We start from the raw sequence: 20,734 nt of genomic DNA on the forward strand, positions 1-20,734 counted from the left end.
TCATTACTCGAAGTCGAGGTTACCGACCAGCTCACGCAGCACCTTCTGCGCCGCCCCCGCCAGACTCTCGCGCGACCAACCCGCACGGGCGCCGCTCGAGCTCCAGACCACACGGCCGGTCGCCGGCTCCAGCACCTGCAGGCTGACGCCCACGGCGGGTTCGCCATCGAGGCCATTCTTGTACTGCCACTCCTCGACGCTACCGGTGATCACGTAAGCCAGACGCTGTTGGCGCGCCCAGTCGAGCGCCTGGATCTGGCGCTCACGGTCGTCCTGCAGCAACAGGTCCTGACGCGGCGCCTGAGGATACATCAGCGGACGCACGCCCTCTTCGGCCAGGATGCTGATCAGGATCTGCTCTGCGCGCTCACCGGCCTGCGGAGTCTGGGCGTAGTTGACCAGTGGCGCGACGCCCCAGGCAGCGTTGCGCGGCAGCGTCTGACCACTTTCGCGGGTGAAGCTCGAGCACCCGGTCGCGAGTGCTGCAATGACCACCAGGGTCAGGCAACGGATGATTTGCATCGTCATTCCTCCTTTGAGAATCCTTGCTTAGCGCCCAAAACGGGTGCTGTAGGTAATACCCATGGACCCGCCGGCATCACCCTCTCCACCACGGGGGGCGGATTGATAGCCGAGGGTCACAGCCAACTCGTCATCACCGAACAACTCGACGCCAACCCCCAGGTTGATGCCGTAGTTGAACTGCTTTTCCGTCCACTGCCAGCCGGCAATGGTGTCGACCATCCAGGTGAACTGTGGACGGGTTCTATTCAGTGCGCCGGGGAAGCCTCGACGCCAGGTGCTGGCGACGTACACCTGGCCGTAACGATCCTGCATGAGCTCCTCGCCCAGGATCGTCGCCCCCGGCGTGGTATCGAAGGGTATGTAGGCGCCTCCGTTGGCGCTCAGAAGCTCACTGGGAACCTCGCTCTCGACACTGTTCTTCTGGTAATCGAGGCCGGTACGCAGCAGCCAGGAAGGGTCGTCGAAGAACAGCATGTGCCCCCACTCGACGGATACGCCATTGCCAGTGCCGAGCGCATCGCCGCTTCTCGAGCTGTAGCGGCTGTGCGTGATCGACCAGCTCAGCTGGTCACGCGCGGAAAAGCCGTGTTGACCTCTCAGGCCCAGGCCGTCACGCATACCCAGGGCGCGCAATAGCCCGGTGTCATCGGCTTGCCTGTGCCAATCCACGGCGAGGCCCAGCTCATCTCGCGAACTCAGACGCCAGGTCCGCTCAACGCCCAGGCCATGGCGGTCATCGTCATCGCGCAGACTGCTGTCGAGGTACAGACTCAGATCGCCATCGGAAAGCTCTCGACGGGTATGCAGCTTGAGATTGCGCTCATTACCCATCACCGCGCTGTCCAGGTTGGCGCTGTCGTAGCGCATCTGGTCGAGCTGCAGATCGGCATACCAGTCGTCGCCCAGATTGCGCGCAACGCGCAAGCGAGGTCCGGAGATATCCAGGTCGCCGAAGTCCATCTTCTGCCATCCCAGCTGAATACCCTGCGGTGAGCGCTCCAGCATACCGGTGGCCTGATAGAGCAGTTGCTGGCGAATGGATACCGGTTGCTCATCGCCCTGGGCGCTGAGCGCAGTGGCCAATGCCTCGCCGTCATGCCCAAGGCGAGCGAGAACCTCGACCTGATGTGCTACGTCCAGGCCGCCGCGCTGCAGAAGACGCTGCATCTGCTCACGGTTATCGCTGCGCAGCGCCTGCTGAATCTGATCGTAGTTACCTGGCTCAAGGCCACGCGCAGCACCCCACGCCAGCCAGTCGTCCTTGAGTGCCGCCTGGTTGCCCGCGTCCAGCCGCTCGAGGAAATGTTCGAACCAGAGTTGCAACGTCGCCTGTTCGCCGTTCCACAACTGCTTGGCTTGCGACAGCGATACCAACGAGCCCTGGCTACCGGCGAGCAGGCGCAGATACATGGCATAACCTTCCGGTGTAGCGATGATGCGCGAACGGTCCATATCCTTGAGCAATTGGCGACGCAGGCGCCAGGCCAGGTCGGCATAACCAGCAGCCTCGGCAGCATCGGCGTAAGCAGCCAGCGCCAAACGATCAGATGGATTGGACTTGAGGTGCTGACGGAACCAGAGCAAGGCCTCGCGAGTGTTGTTGAGCATCATATGGCCGGTCGCATAGGGCAACCACAGACGACTGTCAGCCACAGCCCGTGAGCGCCATTGCGGCAGCAGCGCTGCAAGGACATCGCGCTGGGCATTGTCGATGTAGAACCAGAGCATGCGCTGACGTACCAGGTTGTCTTCCGGGAACTGGGCCAGAGCCTGCTTGTAGAACGCGTTGGCCTGTTCGTATTGCCCATCCTGGGCGGCGAGCGCAGCACGGGCGAGCCAGTACTGCGAACTGCTACGGCCCGCCGGCGACTGCTCCGCTTCAGCCAGGAGCGCTCTGAGCGTATCCCAGTCACGCAAGGTTTCGGCCAGTTGCAATGCCACTGTCAGCCGCGCCACCCTGCCGGTGCGCCGCCAACTTTCAACAAGGACCTGCAGGGCACGGCGCGGCTCTTTGTCCCAGTAGATCCTTATCAGACGATCTTCATCATCCCGGCCCAACGGCACGTCGAGGCTGACAAGACGCTCGTAAGCCGCACGAACATCGGCATCCCGCTCAAGTTTCCAGGCTAGGTCAGCGCGTAACTGCCAGTACTGCGGGTCATCCACCGCGCTGTCGTCCACGGCGGTCAATACCGCCCAGGCCTTCTCAGGCTGAAAGAGGTTCCAATACACCTTGGCCCAGCGGATACGATCTTCGGTGGTGAGGCTCGTGCGCTCAGCCATGCTGGCCCAGAGCTCAGCTTCCTTGTCGAGCTGCTGGGTATTCTCCAGCAGCATGCGCAGGCGCTTACGAGCAAACAGATGATTGGGGTAGCGCTGCAGATAAGCCCGTAGCCATGACTCTGCGTCTTCAGGAGTGCCGCGGACCTCATGGCTGTATACCAGGGTGTCGACCTCCTGATCCGTCATCTGCCGCTGACGGTCGATGGCCGAGAGCGTACTGACCACCTGATCGAAATCGAACAGCTGCAATGCATAGCGCCAGACACGCTCACGCATGGCCGGGTCTTCCTGATGAGCCAGCATCTGTACCCAGTAATTCAATGCCTGCTGGGTATGCCCGGTCCATTCTGCCAGGCGTGCCAGCTCCGCCATCAACTCGAAGTCATCGGGAGCCTGCGCCAGCAGTTGCGGCCCGAGCTGCCAGGCACGCTCGATGGCACCGGATGCCAGACTTAGGCGGAAATCGGCGTTGAGTGCCCGATGATCATCGGACTTCAGGTTCAACCAGTGCTGAACGAAGGTCTCGGCAAGATCGAAGCGCTGCGCCGCCTGTGCAGCGTCCACACCTTCGGCAAGCCAATCCAGCGATTCCTGCTCGGCATTCAGCTCACCAAGATGCTGAGCCAGCAGCTCCGCGGCCTGCGCAGAGTGGTTTGCGGCGCGCAAGGCATTGAATGCCTCACGCAGGTACTCGACACGCTTTTGCGCATCCGGCTCCGCCGCGGCCAACTGCAGGTAGAGTTGCGCAGCCCCGCTTTGGTCATTGTTCGCCAGGCTCCACAGGGCGGCCTCGTCCAGCCAGTGAGTGCGTCGCTCGGCATCACGCTCGGCGAGCTCCTTGTAGGAGCTCACGGCCACATCCAGACCACCGATCTCCAGCGCATAACGCGCGGTGCGCTCCAGCATGGAGTTATCCAGGTCAGCGATGTTCAGCGCCCGCAACTCATCGATCAGCTGCGCACGCTGCGCGTCGCTGATACCGTCCGGATCGGCCTGAGCCCTGAGGATATCCAGCATCACCACATAGAATGGGGTAATGGCCGAAAGACGGCCTTGCAGCTGTTCGAGGTACTCGCGGGCACGCTTGAAGTCACCGACCTGAATCAACTGATCGATCAGCCTCAGCCGCAGTTGGTCATCCTCGGGGTGTGCCTTGATCAGCAGCTCGGTATAGCTGATGGCCACAGCATCAGGCGCCGAATCGGCGGCCGGTAGGAATACATCCTCGCTCTTGTAGGACAGGGCCAGCAGCGCAATCACGAAGAGCGCGACAAGCACGATCATCCATGGGTTGAGCAGGCGCGTCTGGCGCTCACGTTTATTAGTTGCAGATAAGCTTTCCATCTCTCACCCGCTTCATTGGCAACTCGAAGTGCCAGATACCCTTGTCAGCCTTCGCCTGAAAGCGACTGCTCCCCACCTGAACCTGACACGCCCTGTCCGAGCGAACGCTGAACGTCAGCGGAAACTCTCCCTCGAAGGAAAACGTGACGTTTCTGTCATCGTTGTAACGCCAGGCAGTCAGCGGGATGTTGGCCTCCTCAAGAGACGGACGCGGATCACGCGTTTCGCGCAGCGCCAGCACGGCCTCAGATCCACTGAGGTGCACGTACCGCCCCTGCGGCAGATCTCGCACGCCCGCAACGCCCTCGGAGCGAGACAGGTCGGGCCAGCCCAGAGCCGGGTCGAGACGCAGCGTGCGCATGCCCATGAGTCCCCTGACCAACCACGCGCCATCGCTACGTTTGGCCAGGCTCGCTCGGTAGAGGCCCTCTACCCGCTTGATGTAATCGCTCATCCACAGCGACAAGGGCTGGCTGTCGACCATGGCCTGATAGGTCTGCTTCATCACCCGAATGGAGGCCTGCTTGGTCCCCGAGTAGAAGTGGTAATACAGGTGAAAGCCTCGCAGGCGGCGTGGGCTGTCGGTCAGCGCGAAGGTTTCCTGTACGCCACGAAAACCGTAGTAGGGACCTGTCCATAGATTCGTATAGACGTTCTCGTTGATCACCGGCGCGTAGAAGTGCAAGCCTCCGGAGGTCGGACGAATCAAAGGATAGAGGCCGGTCAGCGAAGGGTAGGCATTGGTCAGAACCGTATTGCCGCCATTGACGTTGGGCAGACCGCTGTCATACGCCAGCTTGAGCGTCTCGGCACTGGGCATGGCATCACCCGACCAGAAGATCATCTTCACCGGCTTCTCAGGCGTGGTCAGGCGCTGGTTGATGTAGTCGCGCGCGCCCACGACCTCGCGCTGCATGTCCAGCGTCTTGTAGCCCGGAATGGCCATCATGTAGCCGTACTGCGCCTCGAAGTCTTCACGTTGCGATGACTTCTCCGGCTGCCAGAAGAACGGGTGACTGAAGGTATGGCTAGCGACCTCGACCTTGGGATCGGCAAAGATCTTGCGGGCGATCGGCTCCAGCTCACGAGCCAGGTGCGGATACATGCCCTTGGGGCCGACCTCGCCTTCGATCACCGACACCGAAGTCAGCAACGGATAGGGGGTAATGAAATCATCCAGTACCTGGATACCGGAGTAGGGAGTACCGGTTACTTCAGCGCGCGAAACGAAACCATCACCATCGAGGTGAACGGTGGCGATACGTCGACCGTTTTCCGTCGTCGTGTCGGGTCTGGGGATGGAAGGCAAGGCAAAGGCGCGCTGGAGGAAAGCGAAGGGGTCGACGATCCAGCGACGGTGATCCAGCCCTTCCTCGAATACATAGGGAGTCAGCACGTATCCGCCCCAACTGCCCGTAGCGACAGGTACATAGCGCCTCTCACCGCTACGCAGAGCCACAGCGGCCTGGCTCACATCAGGATTGGTAACCGTCAGCGCCGGCAGCTCCCGGGTACGCAAGCGCATGGGCGCCTCGAACCCACCGACCAGCGCGGCATCATGCGATTCCAGTACGGCGTCATCGGCAATTGGCTGCGATAGGGTGCGAATACCAAGACGGCTGAGCAGGCTGTCGTTGTCCAGCGGCAGACCGGAAAAGAAAGCCAGCGGTACCTGTTCATCGAGCCGTTTGTTCAGCCAATCCTCGAAGATGTCGCGCTTCTCCGGGGCGCCACTGGTCATCCAGACCACGACGCCGGCATACAGTCCCTTGAGCGAACGCTGCGGCAACGAGGCGTCGGCAGGCCAGTAGTCGACGCGATAGCCCAGGTACTCGAGCAACCCACCAAGATAGATATGGCCGGGGTTATCCTCGACCTCGCCTTCCCGAGGGTCATAGACCAGACCGATACGGCGGGGCTGGACCTCGATGGAACTCATCCCCAACGCATTCAATTCAGGCGACGTGATGTAGGGAATGAAGCCCTCACGAACCAGGCGAGCAGCAAGTTCGCGTGACTCCTTGCGCTGCTCTGGGGGCAGGTATTCGATCGCCACGACCGGAATGCCTTTTGACCGCGCGTCATCGAGGTGCGGCAGCAACCAGTCGCGATCACTTTGCGGCACCTGGCGATAACCGCCACTTGCGGCGTCCCACCCTGCATAGAGGGACTCTACGGCTACGGCAGAAGCCACGCCCGGCAGCTCGGGTAGAACATCGAAGCCGCGATTGAAGAACAACTTGAGCTCGGGCTCGCGACGATGCATTTGCTGCAGAAGACTTTTCAGAGCAACGCGCTGAGGCTCCTGAAAAGCTTTGGGTTGGAGGTGAAAGCTGTCCAGTGTATCGAGAAAAACACCGTCGTAACCTTGCCCTTTCAGAGCACTGGCTCGGCCAAGGAGATAGTCGCGCCAGGCAGACGCATCGAGATCCATGACCTGACTGTTCCAGGCATTGTTTCTGATGCTGCTGGCAGCGCTCGCCAAGCCAGCCGCAGCGATATCGCCATGGTATTCACCGACCGACAGGTAAGCGAACACCGTGCGCCCCTGGGCCTTGAGATAAGCGAGGTCGGAAGCGGAGACATGTCCGGGCTCAACAACCACCCACTCGAACTGTGAAAGTTCGGGAAGCGGTGGCTCATCGGCGTACCAGAAAGCTACGCTGGAGGGCTGGGCAAGTGCTGTGCTAGCGAAAAACGCAACGGCCAGGCTGAAAAGCCCAGCTATTCCATTTGAGAATTTCAACTGATCAACCCACTGAACTGGAAAGCGTTGGCACGCCTACTTCTCTCGGAAACCTCCGGTGAGGCCTCCCCCCGTCACGTGCTGAAACTCTAGTCGACCCCTGGGCTTTGAGCACAATCGTGACACTTATATGTATCGGCATTGAATCAGCCCAACCAACAGACTGTCAATTTTCCGATAAAAATCCCAGACAGATGGCACTAAGCCTTCATGGAACGTCAATTAAATGTCCAGCCAAAGAGGACGAGCCCGCCGCAATACTGGCTTATCAATATCGATTCAGGAAGCCTTGCACGAGAGCCCACACCTCTTTGACTTTTCATGACGGAGAGGCAAATCACACGCCTTTCGTACCGTTGCTCACAACGGCGCGCTGGCCTGCATTGAGGCGCGCTGGGCGAAGGCCTGCTGAAAGGCGGCCAGACCCGGATGTGCAGCGCGCCAGTCGAGATCGGCGAAGCGGAAGTCCAGGTAGCCCAGCGCGCAGGCGACGCCAATCTGCGCCAGGTCGAGCGGGCCCTGCAGTTGTTCGACCTGTCGTTCCAGCTCTGCCAGGGCGCGCTGCACCTTGCCCAACTGACCATCCAGCCAGGCTGGCCATTGCAACTCCGCTGGCCGCGCTGCCCGTTCGTAGCGCGCCAGCAGGGCCGCGTCCATCAGGCCGTCGGCCAGTGCGGCCAGGCGCAGCACCTGCCAGCGCGACGCGCCGCTAGGCAGCAGCTTCGCCCCCGGATGCAGGGTGTCGAGGTATTCGCAGATCACCCGGCTGTCGTAAAGCGCCTCATCGCCATCGGTCAGCAGCACCGGAATCTTGCCCAGCGGATTGAGGGCATTGACCCGCTCATTGAGCGTGGTCGGCAGTACGGCAGTGTCGAGCAGTTCGATTCGATCCAGCAGGCCGGTTTCCGCGGCCAGCACGCGAACCTTGCGGGCGAAGGGTGAAGCCGCAGCGTAGATCAGTTGCATGCGCGTGTTCCTGTGTCGTGTTGTGATGAAGCGGGTGGAGGCCTTAGGCTGTTCGCCACCTCAACCGGTGTAAATATCCCATGGTCATCGAGAAAAAGATCAATACGGCGTCCGTGAGTCTGAAATCGCTGGATCCGCTCGACCATAGCCTCGAGCTGTTGCATTTCGGTTTCCGCGGCCTGACGGTGGAGGCCGACCGCTTTCTCGACGCTCGCGGGTTGTCTCGTGTTCACCACCGCATTCTGTATGTGATCGCCCGCGCCGATGCAATCAGCATTGGTGAGCTGGCCACCACTCTGGGCGTCAGCAATCAGGCGCTGCATCGCCCCCTGTCGCACCTGTTCGAGCAGGCCCTGGTGCAGTACACCCGCGAACCAGGTCGGCATCGCTTCAAGCTGCTGGCCCTGAGCGAGGCAGGCACGACGCTGGAGGCCGAAGCCACCGAGCTGGAGCGGCGCACCCTGCGCGAGGCACTGGCCACTACCGACGCCGACGGTCAGGACGCCTGGCGCCGAGTGATGTTGGCGCTGGCCGGACAACTCAACTGAGCACGCTCAAGTGATGCGCTCGCGCACCACGATGCACTTGGTCAGCGGCTGAATCAGCGCCTGCGGCGCCTCCTCCCAGCCCACCACCTGCGGGTTGACCAGCAGCGGGTCGCAGCAGCCGCTGTGCACCAGATCCAGCACCTTGGGGATGTGTTGCTGCACGCTGCAGGCGCCGACCGAGAAGGTGACGTCGCGCAGATACATGTCGAACAGCGGAATCTTCGGGTCATCGAAGATGATGCCGATGCACGAGCAATGCCCGCCGGGCGCCAGCGCCAGCAGCCCACGGCGCAACGCCTGATGATCACGAGTGGCGGAAATCACCAGGTCATAGCTGCGGTCGAGGTCGCGCTCCGCCAGGTCGACACCGGCGCCACTGCGCGCGGCAAGCTGCTGGCGCAGCGGATGATCGTCGAGGTAATCCACGCTGCCCGCCCCGGCCGCCCGCGCCATCTGCACGGCGAGCACGCCGAGGCTTTCCGTGCCGCCGACCACCAGCACACGGGCATCCTTACGGGTGGCCAGCGGCCGGCTGGCGGCCACCCAGGCATCGGTGAGGTTGTCACTGGCGCTGGACACCGCCACGGGGTCGAGTCCCTCCGGCAATGGCACCAGCATGGCGTCGGCAAACGGCACCATCACCAACTCGGAGAACAGCCCACCCCAGTGACCGCCAGCAGGCACACCGTAGGCGGCCATGCGCGGCACTGCCGTGCAGGCGCTGGAGCGCCCGACCAGGCATTGGGCACAGCTGCCGCAGGCGACCTTCCAGGGCACCGAAACCAGATCGCCACGGCGCAGTTTGCGCACGGCCGAGCCCACCTCCAACACCTCGGCCACACATTCGTGGCCCAGCGCGAAGGGCGGCTCGAACGGTGTGGTACCGGCGATCAGGCGTCTATCCAGGTCACAGGAAGCCGAGGCGATGGGCCTGACCAACGCACTGGCCGCAGTAGCAAGTTGTGGATCGGGCGCCTCGACCCAGGCGAGCTTTCCGGGACCCTGAACAATGAGCTCCTTCATGCCATGGCCGCTCCGATGACGAAGGTGGTGGTGGCCTTGGCGCACAGCTTGCCCTGCGCATCGAGGATGTGCGCGTCGCAGATCGCCAGGCTGCGGGTGCGCTCGACCACCCAGCCGCGCACCTGATAGACCTCGCCAGGGCGCAGCGGGCGCACGTACTTGACGTTGAGATCCACCGTCGAGTGCGGCACGTCCGCCTCCAGGGTGGAGAACAGCGCCAGCGCCGCGGCGCCGTCCAGGCAGGTGGCCGCGAAACCGCCATGCACGGCCCCGGCTGGGTTCAGGTGACGCTGATCCGGACGGCCCTCCAGAGTGATGCTACCCGCCTCCACCTGCACCGCATGGATGCCCATGGTCTCGCCGATGGACGGCGCCGGCAGCTCGCCGCGAATCAGGGCTTGTAGGGCCTTCAGGCCGGAGGTCGCGGGTAGCGAGGCGAAATCGTTCATGGCGGTACTCCTCAAACAGGAACGGCGCAGGCATTGACCTTTACCGATACAGGACTGCCCGTACGGTAGCCCCTGCCCACCAATCACATCAACATTATTGAAATGACAAACAAGGGGGCATTCCAGACATTGCCGTCTGCAACCAAAGTCGCACCTACCAATCACCGCTGACCGACATGGATGCGGCACAATCAGCCACCGCTGGAAAAGGACAACAGCCGATGCTGATCGATGAAGAACTGACCCTGAAAAAGCTGGAGGTCTTTCTCGCCTTCATGCGCAGCGGCAACCTGGCGCGTGCCGCCAGCGAGCTGCAGACCAGCAACGTCAGTGTGCACCGCGCCATCCATTCGCTGGAAAGCGCGCTGCGCTGCCCGCTGTTCAAGCACGAGGGGCGCAACCTGATTCCGCTGGAGAGCGCCTATGTGCTGGAAGAGAAGGCCCAGAAGCTGATCCAGGACGCCCAGGAGATGGTGCGTCTGACCCGCGAGGCGGCGGGCTTCGGCGCCGAGCGCTTCAAGCTCGGTGCGCTTTACTCGCTGACGGTGAAGACCGTGCCGCAACTGATCATGGGTCTGAAGCTGCGCCGCAGCGAGCTGAACATCGACCTGGTGCTCGGCTCCAACGTCGACCTGCTGTACAAGCTGAAGAACATGGAGCTGGACGCCATCCTGATCGCCCTCGACGACAGCGTCAGCGATCCGGATTGCGAGCAGCTGGCGCTGTTCTCCGACGACATCTTTCTCGCCGCACCCAACGACTCGCCCTTCGCCGATCACACCGAGGTGGACCTGGCAGATCTGCGCGATTCGACCTTCATCACCCTGACCCAAGGCTACGCCACCTTCCGCGATGGCGAGCGGGTGTTCCAGCAGGCCGGCTTCGAACCCAAGGTGGCGATGCAGGTGAAGGACATCTTCACCCTGCTCAGCATGGTCAGCTCCGGCGTCGGTTATGCCCTGCTGCCGGGGCGCGTGGCGGCGGTGTACGAGAACCGGGTGAAGCTGATCCCGCTGCAGGCCAAGTACCACTTGCAACAGCATATCGGCGTGGTCTTTCTCAAGGCCAAGGAGCGCGACCCCAACCTGCTGGCGCTGCTGGCCGAATGCCGGATGTATAGCCGGCAATCGTAGTCGCAAGCGTCGCCGCTGAAGCGCCTCCCACAGGGCAGCGCGTTCAGCCCGAATAAAAAGCCCGCCATGGCGGCGGGCAAAGGTCAGCCTAGAAGGCCTCGCATCAGAAAGTAGAGCAACGATGGGCCGAGCAGGCAGCCCAGTGCGGTGTAGAACGCCGCTGTCAGGCAACCGTATGGCACCAATTTCGGATCGGTTGCCGCCAGGCCACCGGCCACGCCGCTGGAAGTGCCCATCAGACCGCCGAAGATCACCGCGCTGCGCGGGTTGTTCAGGCCGATATAGGGCGCGATGAAGGGCGTCGCCACCATCACCAGAATCGCCTTGATCAGGCCGGCGGCAATCGACAGGGCCATCACATCGGAGCTGGCGCCGATAGCCGCACCGGTTACCGGACCAACGATGTAAGTCACCGCGCCGGTGCCGATGGTGGTCAGGCTGACCACGTCGGTATAACCGAAGGCCATGGCCACCCCGACACCCGCCACGAAGGAGGCGAAGACGCCGACGAACAGCGCCAGCACCCCGGCGAAACCGGCGCGCTTGAGTTCCTCGACACTGACGCCGAAACCGGTGGCGACGATGGCGAAGTCGCGCAGCATGGCCCCACCGAGCAGGCCGATGCCGGCGAACAGCGGGATATCCACCAGGCCTTTCTGGCCGCCGGTGTAAGCCCCGCCGATATAGGACAGCAGCAAGCCGAGCAGGATGGCGATAGCCGAGCCATGCAGGCGGCCCTTGGTGAATTTGTCGGAAATCCAGTACGACACCCACATGGTGATGCCGATGATGGCGAAGCCGCTGAGCAGGCCGTAGCCGGTAATGACCTTCATCAAAGATTCGTACATGGCAGTCACCGTGGCGCTTTGTTCAGGGAGGGGGCTACGTCGGCTTCAGGCTTCTTTTGCCCGATGCGGCTCAGTGCGGGGACCAGCGCAAAACCGATAGCGACGGCAGCGGTGCCAGCGAGAATCGCCATCGGGCCGCCTTTGAGGGCACCGTAGACGTTCTGCTGGGCGGCCATGGCGACCACGATGGGAATGTAGATGGCGCTCCAGAACTCCACGCCCTGTTCCGACTTGCCGGTAAACAGGCCGCGGTTTTTCAGGTAACTGCCCAGAAAGATCAGCAGGATCATGGCGATACCGACGCCGCCAACGTTGGCGGGCACGCCGATGAGTTTGCCCAGCAGTTCACCGATGAAGATGCCTGCCAGGGTGCAGAACGCCAGGAAGGCGACACCGTAGATGATCATTGTTGTTGTCCTCGTTTCGTATCGAAGTTGTTGTTTTTGTGCTTCGGTAAACGCTACGGCTCAGCGGTCGCGGCTTACCTCCTGACGCAACATGGCGTCGAGTGTATCCAGACGTGCGCCCTCGAAGGCGATTGCCTGGCCGGCGTCGAAGACACGCCGGGCGAGCCCGGTCAGCACGCCGCCGGGTGGCAGTTCCAGGTGCAGGCGCACGCCGCGTTCATAGGCGGTGACGAGCGTGGCTTGCCAGTCGACGACGCGGCTCATGTTGTAAGCCAGGTCGTCGCGCAAGGTTTCGGGATCACGGATCAGGCGTGCCGAGCTGCTGCTCAGGTAGCGCACCTGCGGTGTACGCAGCTCGACCTTGGCGAATGCCGAGGCCAACTCGCGAGCCGGTGCATCGAGCAGTTCGCAGTGCGACGGCACGCTCATGGCCAGGCGTTTGGCCATACCTGCGCCGAGGGCGCGAGCACGTTCGGCCACGGCGGCCATGGCGGCATCGCTGCCGGCGATCACCAATTGGGTTTCGGCGTTGATATTGCCCAGGTACACCGGGCCTTCGGCTTCGGCCAGCAGGCGTTCGATGCTGCCCTGGTCGAGGCCGAGAATGGCGGTCATGCCGTAGCCACTGGGGTAGGCGCGCTGCATCAGTTCGCCACGCAGGGCGACCAGGCGTAGGGCATCGGCAAAATCCAGCGCGCCGGCCACCACAGCGGCGGCATAGGCGCCGATGGACAGCCCGGCGACATAGTCCGGACGATGCCCACGTTCGCCGAGCAGTCGCGCGGTGGCGACACCGGCAATCAACAGGCAGAGCTGCACGGCACGCGTGCTGTGCAAGGCTTCGGCCGAATCCAGCAGGCGTACGTCCTCGCCCAGCGCAGCGCTGGCCTGCTCGATAGAAGCCTGCACCACCGGCAAGGCGGGCAATGCCTGGAGCATGCCGGGCTGCTGCGCGCCCTGGCCGGGGAAGGCCCAGAGCGTGCTCACGCCGCCACCTGCTGTAACTGCCACGGATCACCTACCAGCAGCGGGCCGTCCTGGGTTTTCAGCAACACGCGCGGCGCCTCGCTGGCCCATTCACGTAGCGCCACAGCGCCGTATGGGGTTTCCAGCTGCAGGTCGATACGCCCGGGGGCCTCGTCCAGCAGGCGGCAAAGCGTGCGTGCCCATTCGCGCTGCAGGTGGTGCGGCGCACGCAGCGACAGATCGAGATCGCTATCTGGATGTGCGGCGCTGATGCCGCTGGCCAACTCGAAGCCCAGGCTACCGGTCACGCCCCAGGCCAGGCCGAGGGTATCGAGACGCGGCGCCAGCTGGCTCAACGCGCGCAACGCTGGCCACTGCGGCTGAGCGTGGCTACGCCAACGGCCGGCCCGCGCCACCGCCTGCGGGCTGACAAGACGACGGATCTCGCTCACGCGCATCCAGGTGGCATGCCGCTGTTCACGCGCCATGCCACGGATACCCACCGCGACCCAGCCGGATTCAGCCGGCGCACGGCGCACCACCACCGGCACATGCCCGCCCAGAGCGGCACGAGCCCAGGCCGGCGCCTCCTGTGGCAGGTGCTCGGGGCGCAGGCCCCAGAGCAGATCATGTGGACGGGGTGTGGGGGGCATTGATGCGTTCTCCGTGGGGTCGGTTCGGGTTATTCAGGATTGGCGGGTTTCACCCGCCCTACTTGTTGTCAACAAGGTGCCGCGGAGTCCTCCGTAGGGCGGGTGCAACCCGCCATTGCGCTTCACCACTGCGCGCGCAAGGCCTCACGCACCTGACTGGAAGCTGCGCGATTGGCGGCGCCCAGGCGGTTGCGTAGATCGCGCGGGCTGGCGGCGATATCGGCCAGGGCGCGGCCCAGGGCGTCCTGCACGCGGGCCAGGTCGGCCGCCGTCGGCTGCGCGGCCTGCTCCACATCGAGCACATCCGCAAGCAAACCGAGCGAGGCGTAGTTGTCCAGGTCGTAGGCCATCGGCGGCACACTGGCGGCCAGAGCCTCCAGCTCGTCGACGCTGCGCAGGGTGATGCGCGCGGCCGCCGCCTTGCCCATGGCGTGCACCATCACCCCAGCGTCGCGCAGGGCGATCAGGCGGTTGGCCTGGTAGCCGTGGGCGAGGAAGGCGCCGGACATGGACTTGCCGACCAGCAGACCGATCACCGCATGCCCAGCCAGGCGAGCACGGGCATAGGCGTCCACCGCGCCGGCCAGCGCCTGATGAATACCGTAGGCTTCCTCACGGCGGCCATAAGCCTGGCTCGGCACGTCGACGATGGCGATCAGTGCGCGCTTGTGCGGGTTATCGCGATCCGCCTCGATGGCTTCATCCACGGCCTGGGCCAGGCCCCAGCCTTCGAGCAGGCCGACCTCGCCGTTGCGGGCGCGGGGGAATGGATTGTTGGCATCGGCGATCACCGCCAGATAGCGCACTGCCTGGCCAGCCAATTCGCCATCGGCCACCCGCAGCGAGGCAGGCAAACCTGGTTGCTGCTGGGCGGCGCCGGCCAGGGCCTGGAACCAGTGCAGGCCGCGTTGTTCCTGTGCAGTTGTCATGTTCATGCTCCCTGGTAGGCGCTGCGTACGGCAGCGGCATCGGCCTGGACGGCGGTGTCGACAGCGCGCAAGCGCTGCAGGAACCAGGCGTGGCGCCGGCTGCGCTCCTGCGTCGGTTTGCCCTTGGCGAACAGCCCATGCAGCTCGCTGCGAATGGCGTCGACGTCATCGGCTACATAGCCATCCACCAGACCGCTGGCGTGACGCTGCTCGCCGCCGGTCAGGCTCCAGATGAAGGGACGGTCGCGCGAGTCGTATTCATCCAGCCCGGCTTCCTGTTCGATCACTTGCGGGCCGTTGAGCCCCAGGCGCGCCTCGCGGGTGACCAGCAGGTAGCTGCATAGTCCGGCAGCGATGGACATGCCGCCGAAGCAGCCGACCGGGCCGGCGACCAGGCCGATCACCGGCTGATACTGGCGCAGCTCGACGATGGCAGCCTGGATCTCGGCGATGGCCGCCAGGCCCAGGTTGGCTTCCTGCAGGCGCACGCCACCGGTTTCCAGCAGCAACACGGCACGGGTCGGCGTGCCATTGCGGTTGTCTTCAGCCGCCAGTTCCAGGGCACCCGCGATCTTCGCCCCACCCACTTCGCCGAGGCTGCCGCCCTGGAAGGCACCTTCGATGGCGATCACCACCGCAGGCTGGCCGTCGATCAGGCCCTTGGCCACCACCACGCCGTCATCGGCCTGCGGCACGATGCCCTGCTTGGGCAGCCAGGGCGACATCAGCCGGGCGAAGGGATCGAGCAGCTCGCGGAAGCTGCCGGCATCGAGCAGTGCGCGAGCTCGCCCGCGGGCACCGAGTTCAGTGAAGCTGCGCTGCGCCAGCAGGCGCGCAATGTTTTGCTCAGCCATGGTTCAGTTCCTCCAGGCCTTGCTCCAGGCGTAGGCGCACCACGCCGGGCGTGGCGCCAAAATCATGAATGGCGATGTTCAGCGCGGGCAGCTGCTGCTCGCGGAACATGCGTTCGAACAAGAGCTGCCAGCGCGGCGCGCTACCGTTCACCGAGGTCACCACCTGAATCGCCAGGGTGCCGGCCTGGCCAGGTTCGAGCAGCACTTCCAGGTCGCCGGAACCGACGCAACCCACCAGCGCGCGACCCTTGGCCGGTTGCCCGGCGGGGAATTGAAAAGACAGGGTTTCCATTTCACAGACTCCCAAGCTGCGCCGGCAGGCCATGCTGCAGGCGGTCGAGGAACAGGGTGGCGGCGAGCAGATCGGCCGCGCCGCCAGGCGAGGCACGCAGGTGCAGCATGTCGCGCTCAAGGTCGCGCAAATGGCGACGACCGTCGAGGCTGGCGCAGCCTCCGGCGGCGAGCACTGCGCGGGCACCGCTTTGCATACTGACCAGCCCGGCCATACCGGCGCGATAGAGCACGCAGGTGTCGGCAAGCTGGGTCATGATCGCCAGCAGCGCGTCCAGGCGAGCGTTCTGCTCCCCTGCTCCGGCGGCGCGGCTGCGCGCCAGTTGCGGCAGAGCCTGCTGGATCACCGCGGGGAAGCCAAGCTGCGCCTCCTCACGCGCACCATGCACACCGTACAGACGGCAAACCTGCGCGCCATGGCTGTCGCCAGTCATGGGAGCAGCGCGGTCGTTGAGCAAGGCTAGACGGGCGGCGCGCACGGCGACCTGTTCTGGTACCAACTCGCGTGGTTCAAGTGCGGCAGCAGCACTGAGCAGCCCCAGCGCCCAGATCGCGCCACGATGGGTGTTGACGCCGCCGGTGACGCGCAGCATCTCCACCTCACCTTCTCGACCGATACGGCCAACGTCCTCACGCAATGCCTGGTCGATGGCACCGCGTTGCTGCGCGGCCTCGGCCATGGCCTTGAAGCTTGGCCACAGGGCCAGCGCCGAGGCGTGCATCAGGCCTAGATGCAGATCGGTATGCGCGCCGCTGCCGCGACGGTCGACCAGCCCCGGCTTGGGCGACAGGTCGGCCTCGTCGATCAGCGCATCGACGGCCAGGTCGGCCAGCCAATCGCTTAGCGAGAGCTGCGGCTGAATTGCAGTCAGTGCATTCATCACCAGCTCCTGAACTTGGCGGGCGGGTTGTACAGGCCGCCCGACCACTCGACCAGTTCGGCGATGCTCTTGGCTGCGAGCAGTTCGCGGCTGGCATCGGTGCGGCGAATGCCGAGGTCTTCGGGCAGGGCGATCAGCCCTTCACGGCGCATGCGCGCGGTGTCTTTCGGGTCGTGGCGCAGACCGATGGAGGTGACGCCGGCCACCGCGGCGATCATCGCCTGACGCTCTTCCGGGGTGCGCGCCTTGTACAGGTAGGCGATGCCTTCCTCGGTAAGCAGATGGGTGACGTCGTCGCCGTAGATCATGATCGGCGCCAGCGGCATGCCGACCTTCTTCGCCATCGCTACCGCATCGAGCTGCTCGACGAAGGTGGGCTTGCCGCCTTCCTGGAAGGTCTCGACCATCTGCACCACCAGCTTCTTGCCGCGCTCGAGCAGCGGCGCTTCGCTGTCGCCAGGGCGCATGTCCAGCCAGGCAGGCGTCGAATGACGCCGACCGCGCGGGTCATGGCCCATGTTCGGCGCGCCGCCGAAGCCGGCCAGGCGCCCACGGGTGACGGTGGAAGAATGGCCATCACCGTCCACTTGCAGCGTGGCGCCGATAAACAAGTCGACCGCGTACTGCCCGGCCAGCTGGCACATCATGCGGTTGGAGCGCATCGAGCCGTCGCGGCCGGTGAAGAACACGTCCGGGCGCTGGGCGATATAGCCTTCCATACCCAGCTCGGTGCCGAAGCAGTGCACGCTCTCGACCCAGCCGGTCTCGATGGCCGGGATCAGCGTCGGGTGCGGGTTGAGCGTCCAGTTGCGGCAGATCTTGCCCTTCAGCCCCAGGGATTCGCCGTAGGTTGGCAGGATCAGCTCGATGGCGGCGGTGTTGAAGCCGATGCCATGGTTGAGCGACTGCACGTTGTGCTTTTCGTAGATGCCGCGGATCGCCATCATCGCCATCAGCACGTGCACCGACGTGATGTGGCGCGGGTCGCGAGTGAACAGCGGCTCGATATAGAAGGGCTTGTCCGCCACCACCACGAAGTCGACCCAGGAAGCGGGGATGTCCACGCGCGGCAGCTCGTCGACGATCTCGTTGACCTGGAAGATCACAATGCCGTCGCTGAACGCCGTGGGCTCGACCAGCGCCGGCGTGTCCTCGGTGCTCGGGCCGGTGTAGATGTTGCCGTGGCGGTCGGCCTGGAAGCCGGCAACCAGCGCGACGTTGGGGATCAGGTCCACCAGCAGGCGCGAATACAGTTCGATATAGGTGTGGATGGCGCCAACTTCCATCTGCCCGTCTTCGAGCAGTTGGCCGATGCGCAGGCTCTGCGGCCCGGCGAAGGAGAAGTCGAGCTTGCGGGCGATGCCGCGTTCGAACAGATCGAGATGCTCGGCGCGGCTGACGCTGGGCATGATCATGTGCAGGTCGTGCAGGCGGCCGGGATCGGCCTTGGCCAGCGAGCGGGAGAGGAAGTCCGCCTGCTTCTGGTTGTTGCCTTCGAGCACCACGCGATCGCCGGGGGCGATCAGGGCTTCGAGGGCCGCGACGATCTTGTCGCTGGGCAGGACCACGCCATCGGCGAGGTTGCGCACCTGATCGAGTCGCCGGGCTTTTTCAGCGCGACGACGCGACCACTGCGGCGGTGGGGATATTGTTGTTGTCATTGAAGACTCCACGAGTTCCGCTGTCGTGGAGGCACATTAGGAGCGTGACCCTCGGGTCATCAATCAAGCAGCCAGCGCTATCGTTACGCTCAGGTTAACGATTGCTCAAGCGCGGGCGTCAGCGGCACCATCCAGCGTCGAACGAGCGGGCGCCTTGGCCACTTCCAAGCGGTCACGACCGCGTTGCTTGGCCTGATAGAGCAACTTGTCGACGCAGTTGAGGAAGTCCAGCGGGCGGTCGTGGACGCCCGGCACGATGGTGCCCACGCCCAGGCTGATGGTGAGCAGCGACGACACCGACGAGCGTTCGTGGGCAATGCGCTGCTGGCGTACCTGCTGGCGGCAGCGCTCGGCGATATGGCGGGCGGCAGCTTCATCGGTCTCCGGCAGCACCAGCACGAACTCCTCGCCACCGAAGCGGCCGACAAAATCCCGTGGCCGGCTGGCCGCGCGGCTCAGCGCCTGGCCGACGCTCTTCAGGCAGTCGTCGCCCTGGATATGCCCGTAATGGTCGTTGAACTGCTTGAAGTGATCGATATCCAGCAGGATCAGCGACAGCGGCTGCTGAGTGCGCTGAGCATTGGCCCATTCGGTGGCCAGCACGCTGTCGAACATGCGCCGGTTGGCCACGCCGGTAAGGCCGTCCTTGTAGGAGTACTCCTCCAACTGCTTCTGCAGGGTCAGCAGCTGTTCCTCGGTCTTCTTGCGCTCGCTGATGTCGAACATGAAGCCGATCAGCGAGTCCACCTCGCCGTTGTCGTCGCGCACCACGTGCACCACGTCGCGAATCCACACGTAATCACCGGCGGCGGTCAGTGCACGGTAGTCGGCTTCGTGATCGACGCCGTTCTGCGATTGCGAGATGCAGAACTCCACCACCTTCTCGCGATCATCCGGGTGCATGCGCGTCGCCCAGTCCTCGGCGCTGACCCAGCTGGCCTGCGACCAGCCCAACAGACTCTCGATCTGCGGGCCGATGTAGGCAAAGGTCATGCTCTTCCAGTCGATCTTCCAGGGAATCGCCCGGGTGGACTCCAGCAAAGTCTTGTAGACCGCCTGATCAGTTGCTTCGCTCATGCCCGTCACCTCTGCCCGACTTTCGCTTGGTTATAGCGCAAAAGCGGGTCAGCAAGGTGACGACCTGGCGAATGGCTATCAGGCCTCTTTGGCTTGCAGGCCGGCGTACAGGCGGGTCAGCTCGTTGAGCTGGCGGAACAGCGAGTCGGTACTGACGGTGATCACGGTCGGCACGAAGTCCTGACTGGCATGCAGGTCGATGCCCTTGAGGGTGAAGCCCCAGTGGGCACGGGCACGGCGTTGGGCGTTGGCGATTTCCTCGTTCGGCGTACCGCGGGCTTCCAGCTCCTTGAGGATGGTTTCGAAGTCGCTCACGGCCGTATCCAGCTTGGCATCCAGGTCCGGCGCCTGCACATGCCAGGACTTGGCCATGTAGAGCATGGCGATGCGCTGGGTTTGCACCCGCGCCCAGCCGGTACGGTGCACCGATGCGCCCATGGCGCCCAGGTGCTTACCCATCAGGTCACTTACGGTCTGTGTCTGCTGCAGCAGTTCCTCACTGGTGGCGAGCATCTGGACGGCCTTGGCCTGCTCCGGTTTGGCTTCCAGCTGCTGGCGGTAGGAGGCCCAGGTACCGTCGATCCTCGCCAGCGCGGCCTTGATCTCGGCAGTCGGCGCATAGGCGGTCAAGGCCTTGTGGCTGGCATCGAAACGCTCGATGGTTTCCTGCAGCTGGCGCTGGGCGGCATCCACGCGCACATCGGCACCCAGCATCAGGTAGTTCTTGGCCATGCGCTGGGTCAGCGAACGCTGCAGACCGGTCATGTTCATGGCTTCGGAATCGCTCAACTGCGCCAGGCTGGGCACGCTGACCAGTGCGGTGCAGGCAAGCAGGAGGAAAGTCAGGTACTTCTTCAACACGTCGGTACTCCAAAATTCGAGAACAAGGCAATGCACCGGAAGCACACGCTACCGGTAACGGGTTGAACCCTTGAATGCGGGGTTTTTATTGGAATGGGCGGGCAGTTTCGACGGGCACGAGGCCCAGATGCTGCGGAAAAGGGCGCGATCATAGCTGGTAAAACGCCATCATTCTGTGCGACCAGTCAAGAAGCGGACGACTGGTCGCCGCTCTGCAGCGACACGAATAAAAAAGCCGCCAGTCGCCATGAAACAAGGGGGAAAGCGACTGACGGCAGAGGAGTCGGAG

General features: G+C 63.9%; 19 protein-coding genes. 2 read left to right on the forward strand and 17 right to left on the reverse strand.

Features of this window, described 5'->3' with window-relative positions:
- Positions 1-3: 3 nt before the first annotated feature.
- The 4 genes from CDO35_RS11375 to CDO35_RS11390 all read right to left on the reverse strand — a co-directional run bounded on the left by CDO35_RS11375 (position 4) and on the right by CDO35_RS11390 (position 7,864).
- A complete protein-coding gene (locus CDO35_RS11375; RefSeq protein ID WP_045733695.1) occupies positions 4-522 on the reverse strand; it encodes a hypothetical protein in 519 nt (172 codons plus the stop codon).
- 27 nt (positions 523-549) lie between these two features.
- Positions 550-4,152 carry a tetratricopeptide repeat protein gene (locus tag CDO35_RS11380; protein ID WP_166432400.1) on the reverse strand — a complete coding sequence of 1,201 codons (3,603 nt, stop codon included), beginning with the start codon at positions 4,150-4,152 and terminating at the stop codon, positions 550-552.
- Positions 4,130-6,898 carry a bifunctional glycoside hydrolase/polysaccharide deacetylase family protein gene (locus CDO35_RS11385; protein WP_425048537.1) on the reverse strand — a complete coding sequence of 923 codons (2,769 nt, stop codon included), beginning with the start codon at positions 6,896-6,898 and terminating at the stop codon, positions 4,130-4,132. The genes CDO35_RS11380 and CDO35_RS11385 overlap by 23 nt, the downstream gene beginning before the upstream one ends.
- Positions 6,899-7,258: 360 nt before the next feature.
- Positions 7,259-7,864 carry a glutathione S-transferase gene (locus tag CDO35_RS11390; RefSeq protein WP_099524855.1) on the reverse strand — a complete coding sequence of 202 codons (606 nt, stop codon included), beginning with the start codon at positions 7,862-7,864 and terminating at the stop codon, positions 7,259-7,261.
- Positions 7,865-7,944: 80 nt separating this feature from the next.
- Here CDO35_RS11390 and CDO35_RS11395 point away from each other — a divergent pair, with 80 nt between their 5' ends.
- Complete coding sequence (locus tag CDO35_RS11395; protein WP_099524857.1) at positions 7,945-8,412, forward strand: MarR family winged helix-turn-helix transcriptional regulator; 468 nt, start codon at positions 7,945-7,947, stop codon at positions 8,410-8,412.
- A 6-nt stretch (positions 8,413-8,418) separates the two neighbouring features.
- Here the strand turns inward: CDO35_RS11395 and CDO35_RS11400 are convergent, their stop codons facing one another.
- Both CDO35_RS11400 and CDO35_RS11405 read right to left on the reverse strand, forming a co-directional pair.
- The gene (locus CDO35_RS11400; RefSeq protein WP_099524860.1) at positions 8,419-9,435 is read right to left on the reverse strand and encodes a zinc-dependent alcohol dehydrogenase; all 1,017 of its coding nucleotides are present in this window, start codon (positions 9,433-9,435) and stop codon (positions 8,419-8,421) included.
- Positions 9,432-9,884, reverse strand: coding sequence for a PaaI family thioesterase (locus CDO35_RS11405; protein WP_099524862.1), 453 nt, complete (start codon positions 9,882-9,884; stop codon positions 9,432-9,434). The genes CDO35_RS11400 and CDO35_RS11405 overlap by 4 nt, the downstream gene beginning before the upstream one ends.
- Before the next feature lie 221 nt (positions 9,885-10,105).
- On the opposite strand from CDO35_RS11405, the gene CDO35_RS11410 reads away from it, so the two are divergent.
- Entirely contained in the window at positions 10,106-11,017 is a 912-nt protein-coding gene (locus tag CDO35_RS11410; RefSeq protein ID WP_099524864.1) for a LysR family transcriptional regulator, read from the forward strand.
- A gap of 83 nt (positions 11,018-11,100) precedes the next feature.
- On the opposite strand, the gene madM is transcribed toward CDO35_RS11410, so the two are convergent.
- From madM to CDO35_RS11465, 11 genes are all read right to left on the reverse strand, one after another.
- On the reverse strand, positions 11,101-11,865 hold the full coding sequence (madM, locus tag CDO35_RS11415; RefSeq protein WP_026088523.1) for a malonate transporter subunit MadM: 765 nt from the start codon (positions 11,863-11,865) through the stop codon (positions 11,101-11,103).
- 5 nt (positions 11,866-11,870) lie between these two features.
- Positions 11,871-12,272 carry a malonate transporter subunit MadL gene (gene madL, locus CDO35_RS11420; protein ID WP_099524866.1) on the reverse strand — a complete coding sequence of 134 codons (402 nt, stop codon included), beginning with the start codon at positions 12,270-12,272 and terminating at the stop codon, positions 11,871-11,873.
- Positions 12,273-12,332: 60 nt separating this feature from the next.
- Positions 12,333-13,259, reverse strand: coding sequence for a malonate decarboxylase subunit epsilon (gene mdcH / locus CDO35_RS11425; RefSeq protein ID WP_099524868.1), 927 nt, complete (start codon positions 13,257-13,259; stop codon positions 12,333-12,335).
- Positions 13,256-13,891, reverse strand: a complete 636-nt coding sequence (locus CDO35_RS11430; protein WP_099524869.1) for a malonate decarboxylase holo-ACP synthase — start codon at positions 13,889-13,891, stop codon at positions 13,256-13,258. Before CDO35_RS11430 ends, mdcH begins: the two co-directional genes overlap by 4 nt.
- Positions 13,892-14,013: 122 nt before the next feature.
- Complete coding sequence (gene mdcE, locus CDO35_RS11435) at positions 14,014-14,820, reverse strand: biotin-independent malonate decarboxylase subunit gamma (RefSeq protein ID WP_099524872.1); 807 nt, start codon at positions 14,818-14,820, stop codon at positions 14,014-14,016.
- 2 nt (positions 14,821-14,822) lie between these two features.
- Positions 14,823-15,674, reverse strand: a complete 852-nt coding sequence (locus tag CDO35_RS11440) for a biotin-independent malonate decarboxylase subunit beta (RefSeq protein ID WP_099524874.1) — start codon at positions 15,672-15,674, stop codon at positions 14,823-14,825.
- Complete coding sequence (locus CDO35_RS11445) at positions 15,667-15,966, reverse strand: malonate decarboxylase subunit delta (protein ID WP_037005700.1); 300 nt, start codon at positions 15,964-15,966, stop codon at positions 15,667-15,669. The genes CDO35_RS11440 and CDO35_RS11445 overlap by 8 nt, the downstream gene beginning before the upstream one ends.
- Position 15,967: 1 nt before the next feature.
- Positions 15,968-16,846: a triphosphoribosyl-dephospho-CoA synthase gene (locus CDO35_RS11450; RefSeq protein WP_099524876.1), complete on the reverse strand. Its 879-nt coding sequence runs from the start codon at positions 16,844-16,846 to the stop codon at positions 15,968-15,970.
- Positions 16,846-18,507 carry a malonate decarboxylase subunit alpha gene (gene mdcA, locus CDO35_RS11455; protein WP_099524877.1) on the reverse strand — a complete coding sequence of 554 codons (1,662 nt, stop codon included), beginning with the start codon at positions 18,505-18,507 and terminating at the stop codon, positions 16,846-16,848. The genes CDO35_RS11450 and mdcA overlap by 1 nt, the downstream gene beginning before the upstream one ends.
- 105 nt (positions 18,508-18,612) lie before the next feature.
- Entirely contained in the window at positions 18,613-19,584 is a 972-nt protein-coding gene (locus tag CDO35_RS11460) for a sensor domain-containing diguanylate cyclase (protein WP_099524879.1), read from the reverse strand.
- Positions 19,585-19,662: 78 nt separating this feature from the next.
- Positions 19,663-20,445: a type IV pili methyl-accepting chemotaxis transducer N-terminal domain-containing protein gene (locus tag CDO35_RS11465; RefSeq protein WP_099524881.1), complete on the reverse strand. Its 783-nt coding sequence runs from the start codon at positions 20,443-20,445 to the stop codon at positions 19,663-19,665.
- Between the last annotated feature and the right edge of the window lie 289 nt (positions 20,446-20,734).

The sequence above is a fragment of the Pseudomonas sediminis genome (genome assembly GCF_002741105.1).
Taxonomy (GTDB): domain Bacteria; phylum Pseudomonadota; class Gammaproteobacteria; order Pseudomonadales; family Pseudomonadaceae; genus Aquipseudomonas; species Aquipseudomonas sediminis.

Bases quoted from the DNA above. Each gene is read 5' to 3' on its own strand.
- CDO35_RS11450 (WP_099524876.1), bottom strand. From the start codon at position 16,846: ATGAATGCACTGACTGCAATTCAGCCGCAGCTCTCGCTAAGCGATTGG.
- CDO35_RS11400 (WP_099524860.1), bottom strand. From the start codon at position 9,435: ATGAAGGAGCTCATTGTTCAGGGTCCCGGAAAGCTCGCCTGGGTCGAG.
- CDO35_RS11375 (WP_045733695.1), bottom strand. From the start codon at position 522: ATGCAAATCATCCGTTGCCTGACCCTGGTGGTCATTGCAGCACTCGCG.
- CDO35_RS11430 (WP_099524869.1), bottom strand. From the start codon at position 13,891: ATGCCCCCCACACCCCGTCCACATGATCTGCTCTGGGGCCTGCGCCCC.
- CDO35_RS11440 (WP_099524874.1), bottom strand. From the start codon at position 15,674: ATGGCTGAGCAAAACATTGCGCGCCTGCTGGCGCAGCGCAGCTTCACT.
- CDO35_RS11410 (WP_099524864.1), top strand. From the start codon at position 10,106: ATGCTGATCGATGAAGAACTGACCCTGAAAAAGCTGGAGGTCTTTCTC.
- CDO35_RS11405 (WP_099524862.1), bottom strand. From the start codon at position 9,884: ATGAACGATTTCGCCTCGCTACCCGCGACCTCCGGCCTGAAGGCCCTA.
- CDO35_RS11390 (WP_099524855.1), bottom strand. From the start codon at position 7,864: ATGCAACTGATCTACGCTGCGGCTTCACCCTTCGCCCGCAAGGTTCGC.
- CDO35_RS11445 (WP_037005700.1), bottom strand. From the start codon at position 15,966: ATGGAAACCCTGTCTTTTCAATTCCCCGCCGGGCAACCGGCCAAGGGT.
- madM (WP_026088523.1), bottom strand. From the start codon at position 11,865: ATGTACGAATCTTTGATGAAGGTCATTACCGGCTACGGCCTGCTCAGC.
- mdcA (WP_099524877.1), bottom strand. From the start codon at position 18,507: ATGACAACAACAATATCCCCACCGCCGCAGTGGTCGCGTCGTCGCGCT.
- CDO35_RS11395 (WP_099524857.1), top strand. From the start codon at position 7,945: ATGGTCATCGAGAAAAAGATCAATACGGCGTCCGTGAGTCTGAAATCG.
- CDO35_RS11460 (WP_099524879.1), bottom strand. From the start codon at position 19,584: ATGAGCGAAGCAACTGATCAGGCGGTCTACAAGACTTTGCTGGAGTCC.
- mdcE (WP_099524872.1), bottom strand. From the start codon at position 14,820: ATGACAACTGCACAGGAACAACGCGGCCTGCACTGGTTCCAGGCCCTG.
- CDO35_RS11380 (WP_166432400.1), bottom strand. From the start codon at position 4,152: ATGGAAAGCTTATCTGCAACTAATAAACGTGAGCGCCAGACGCGCCTG.
- madL (WP_099524866.1), bottom strand. From the start codon at position 12,272: ATGATCATCTACGGTGTCGCCTTCCTGGCGTTCTGCACCCTGGCAGGC.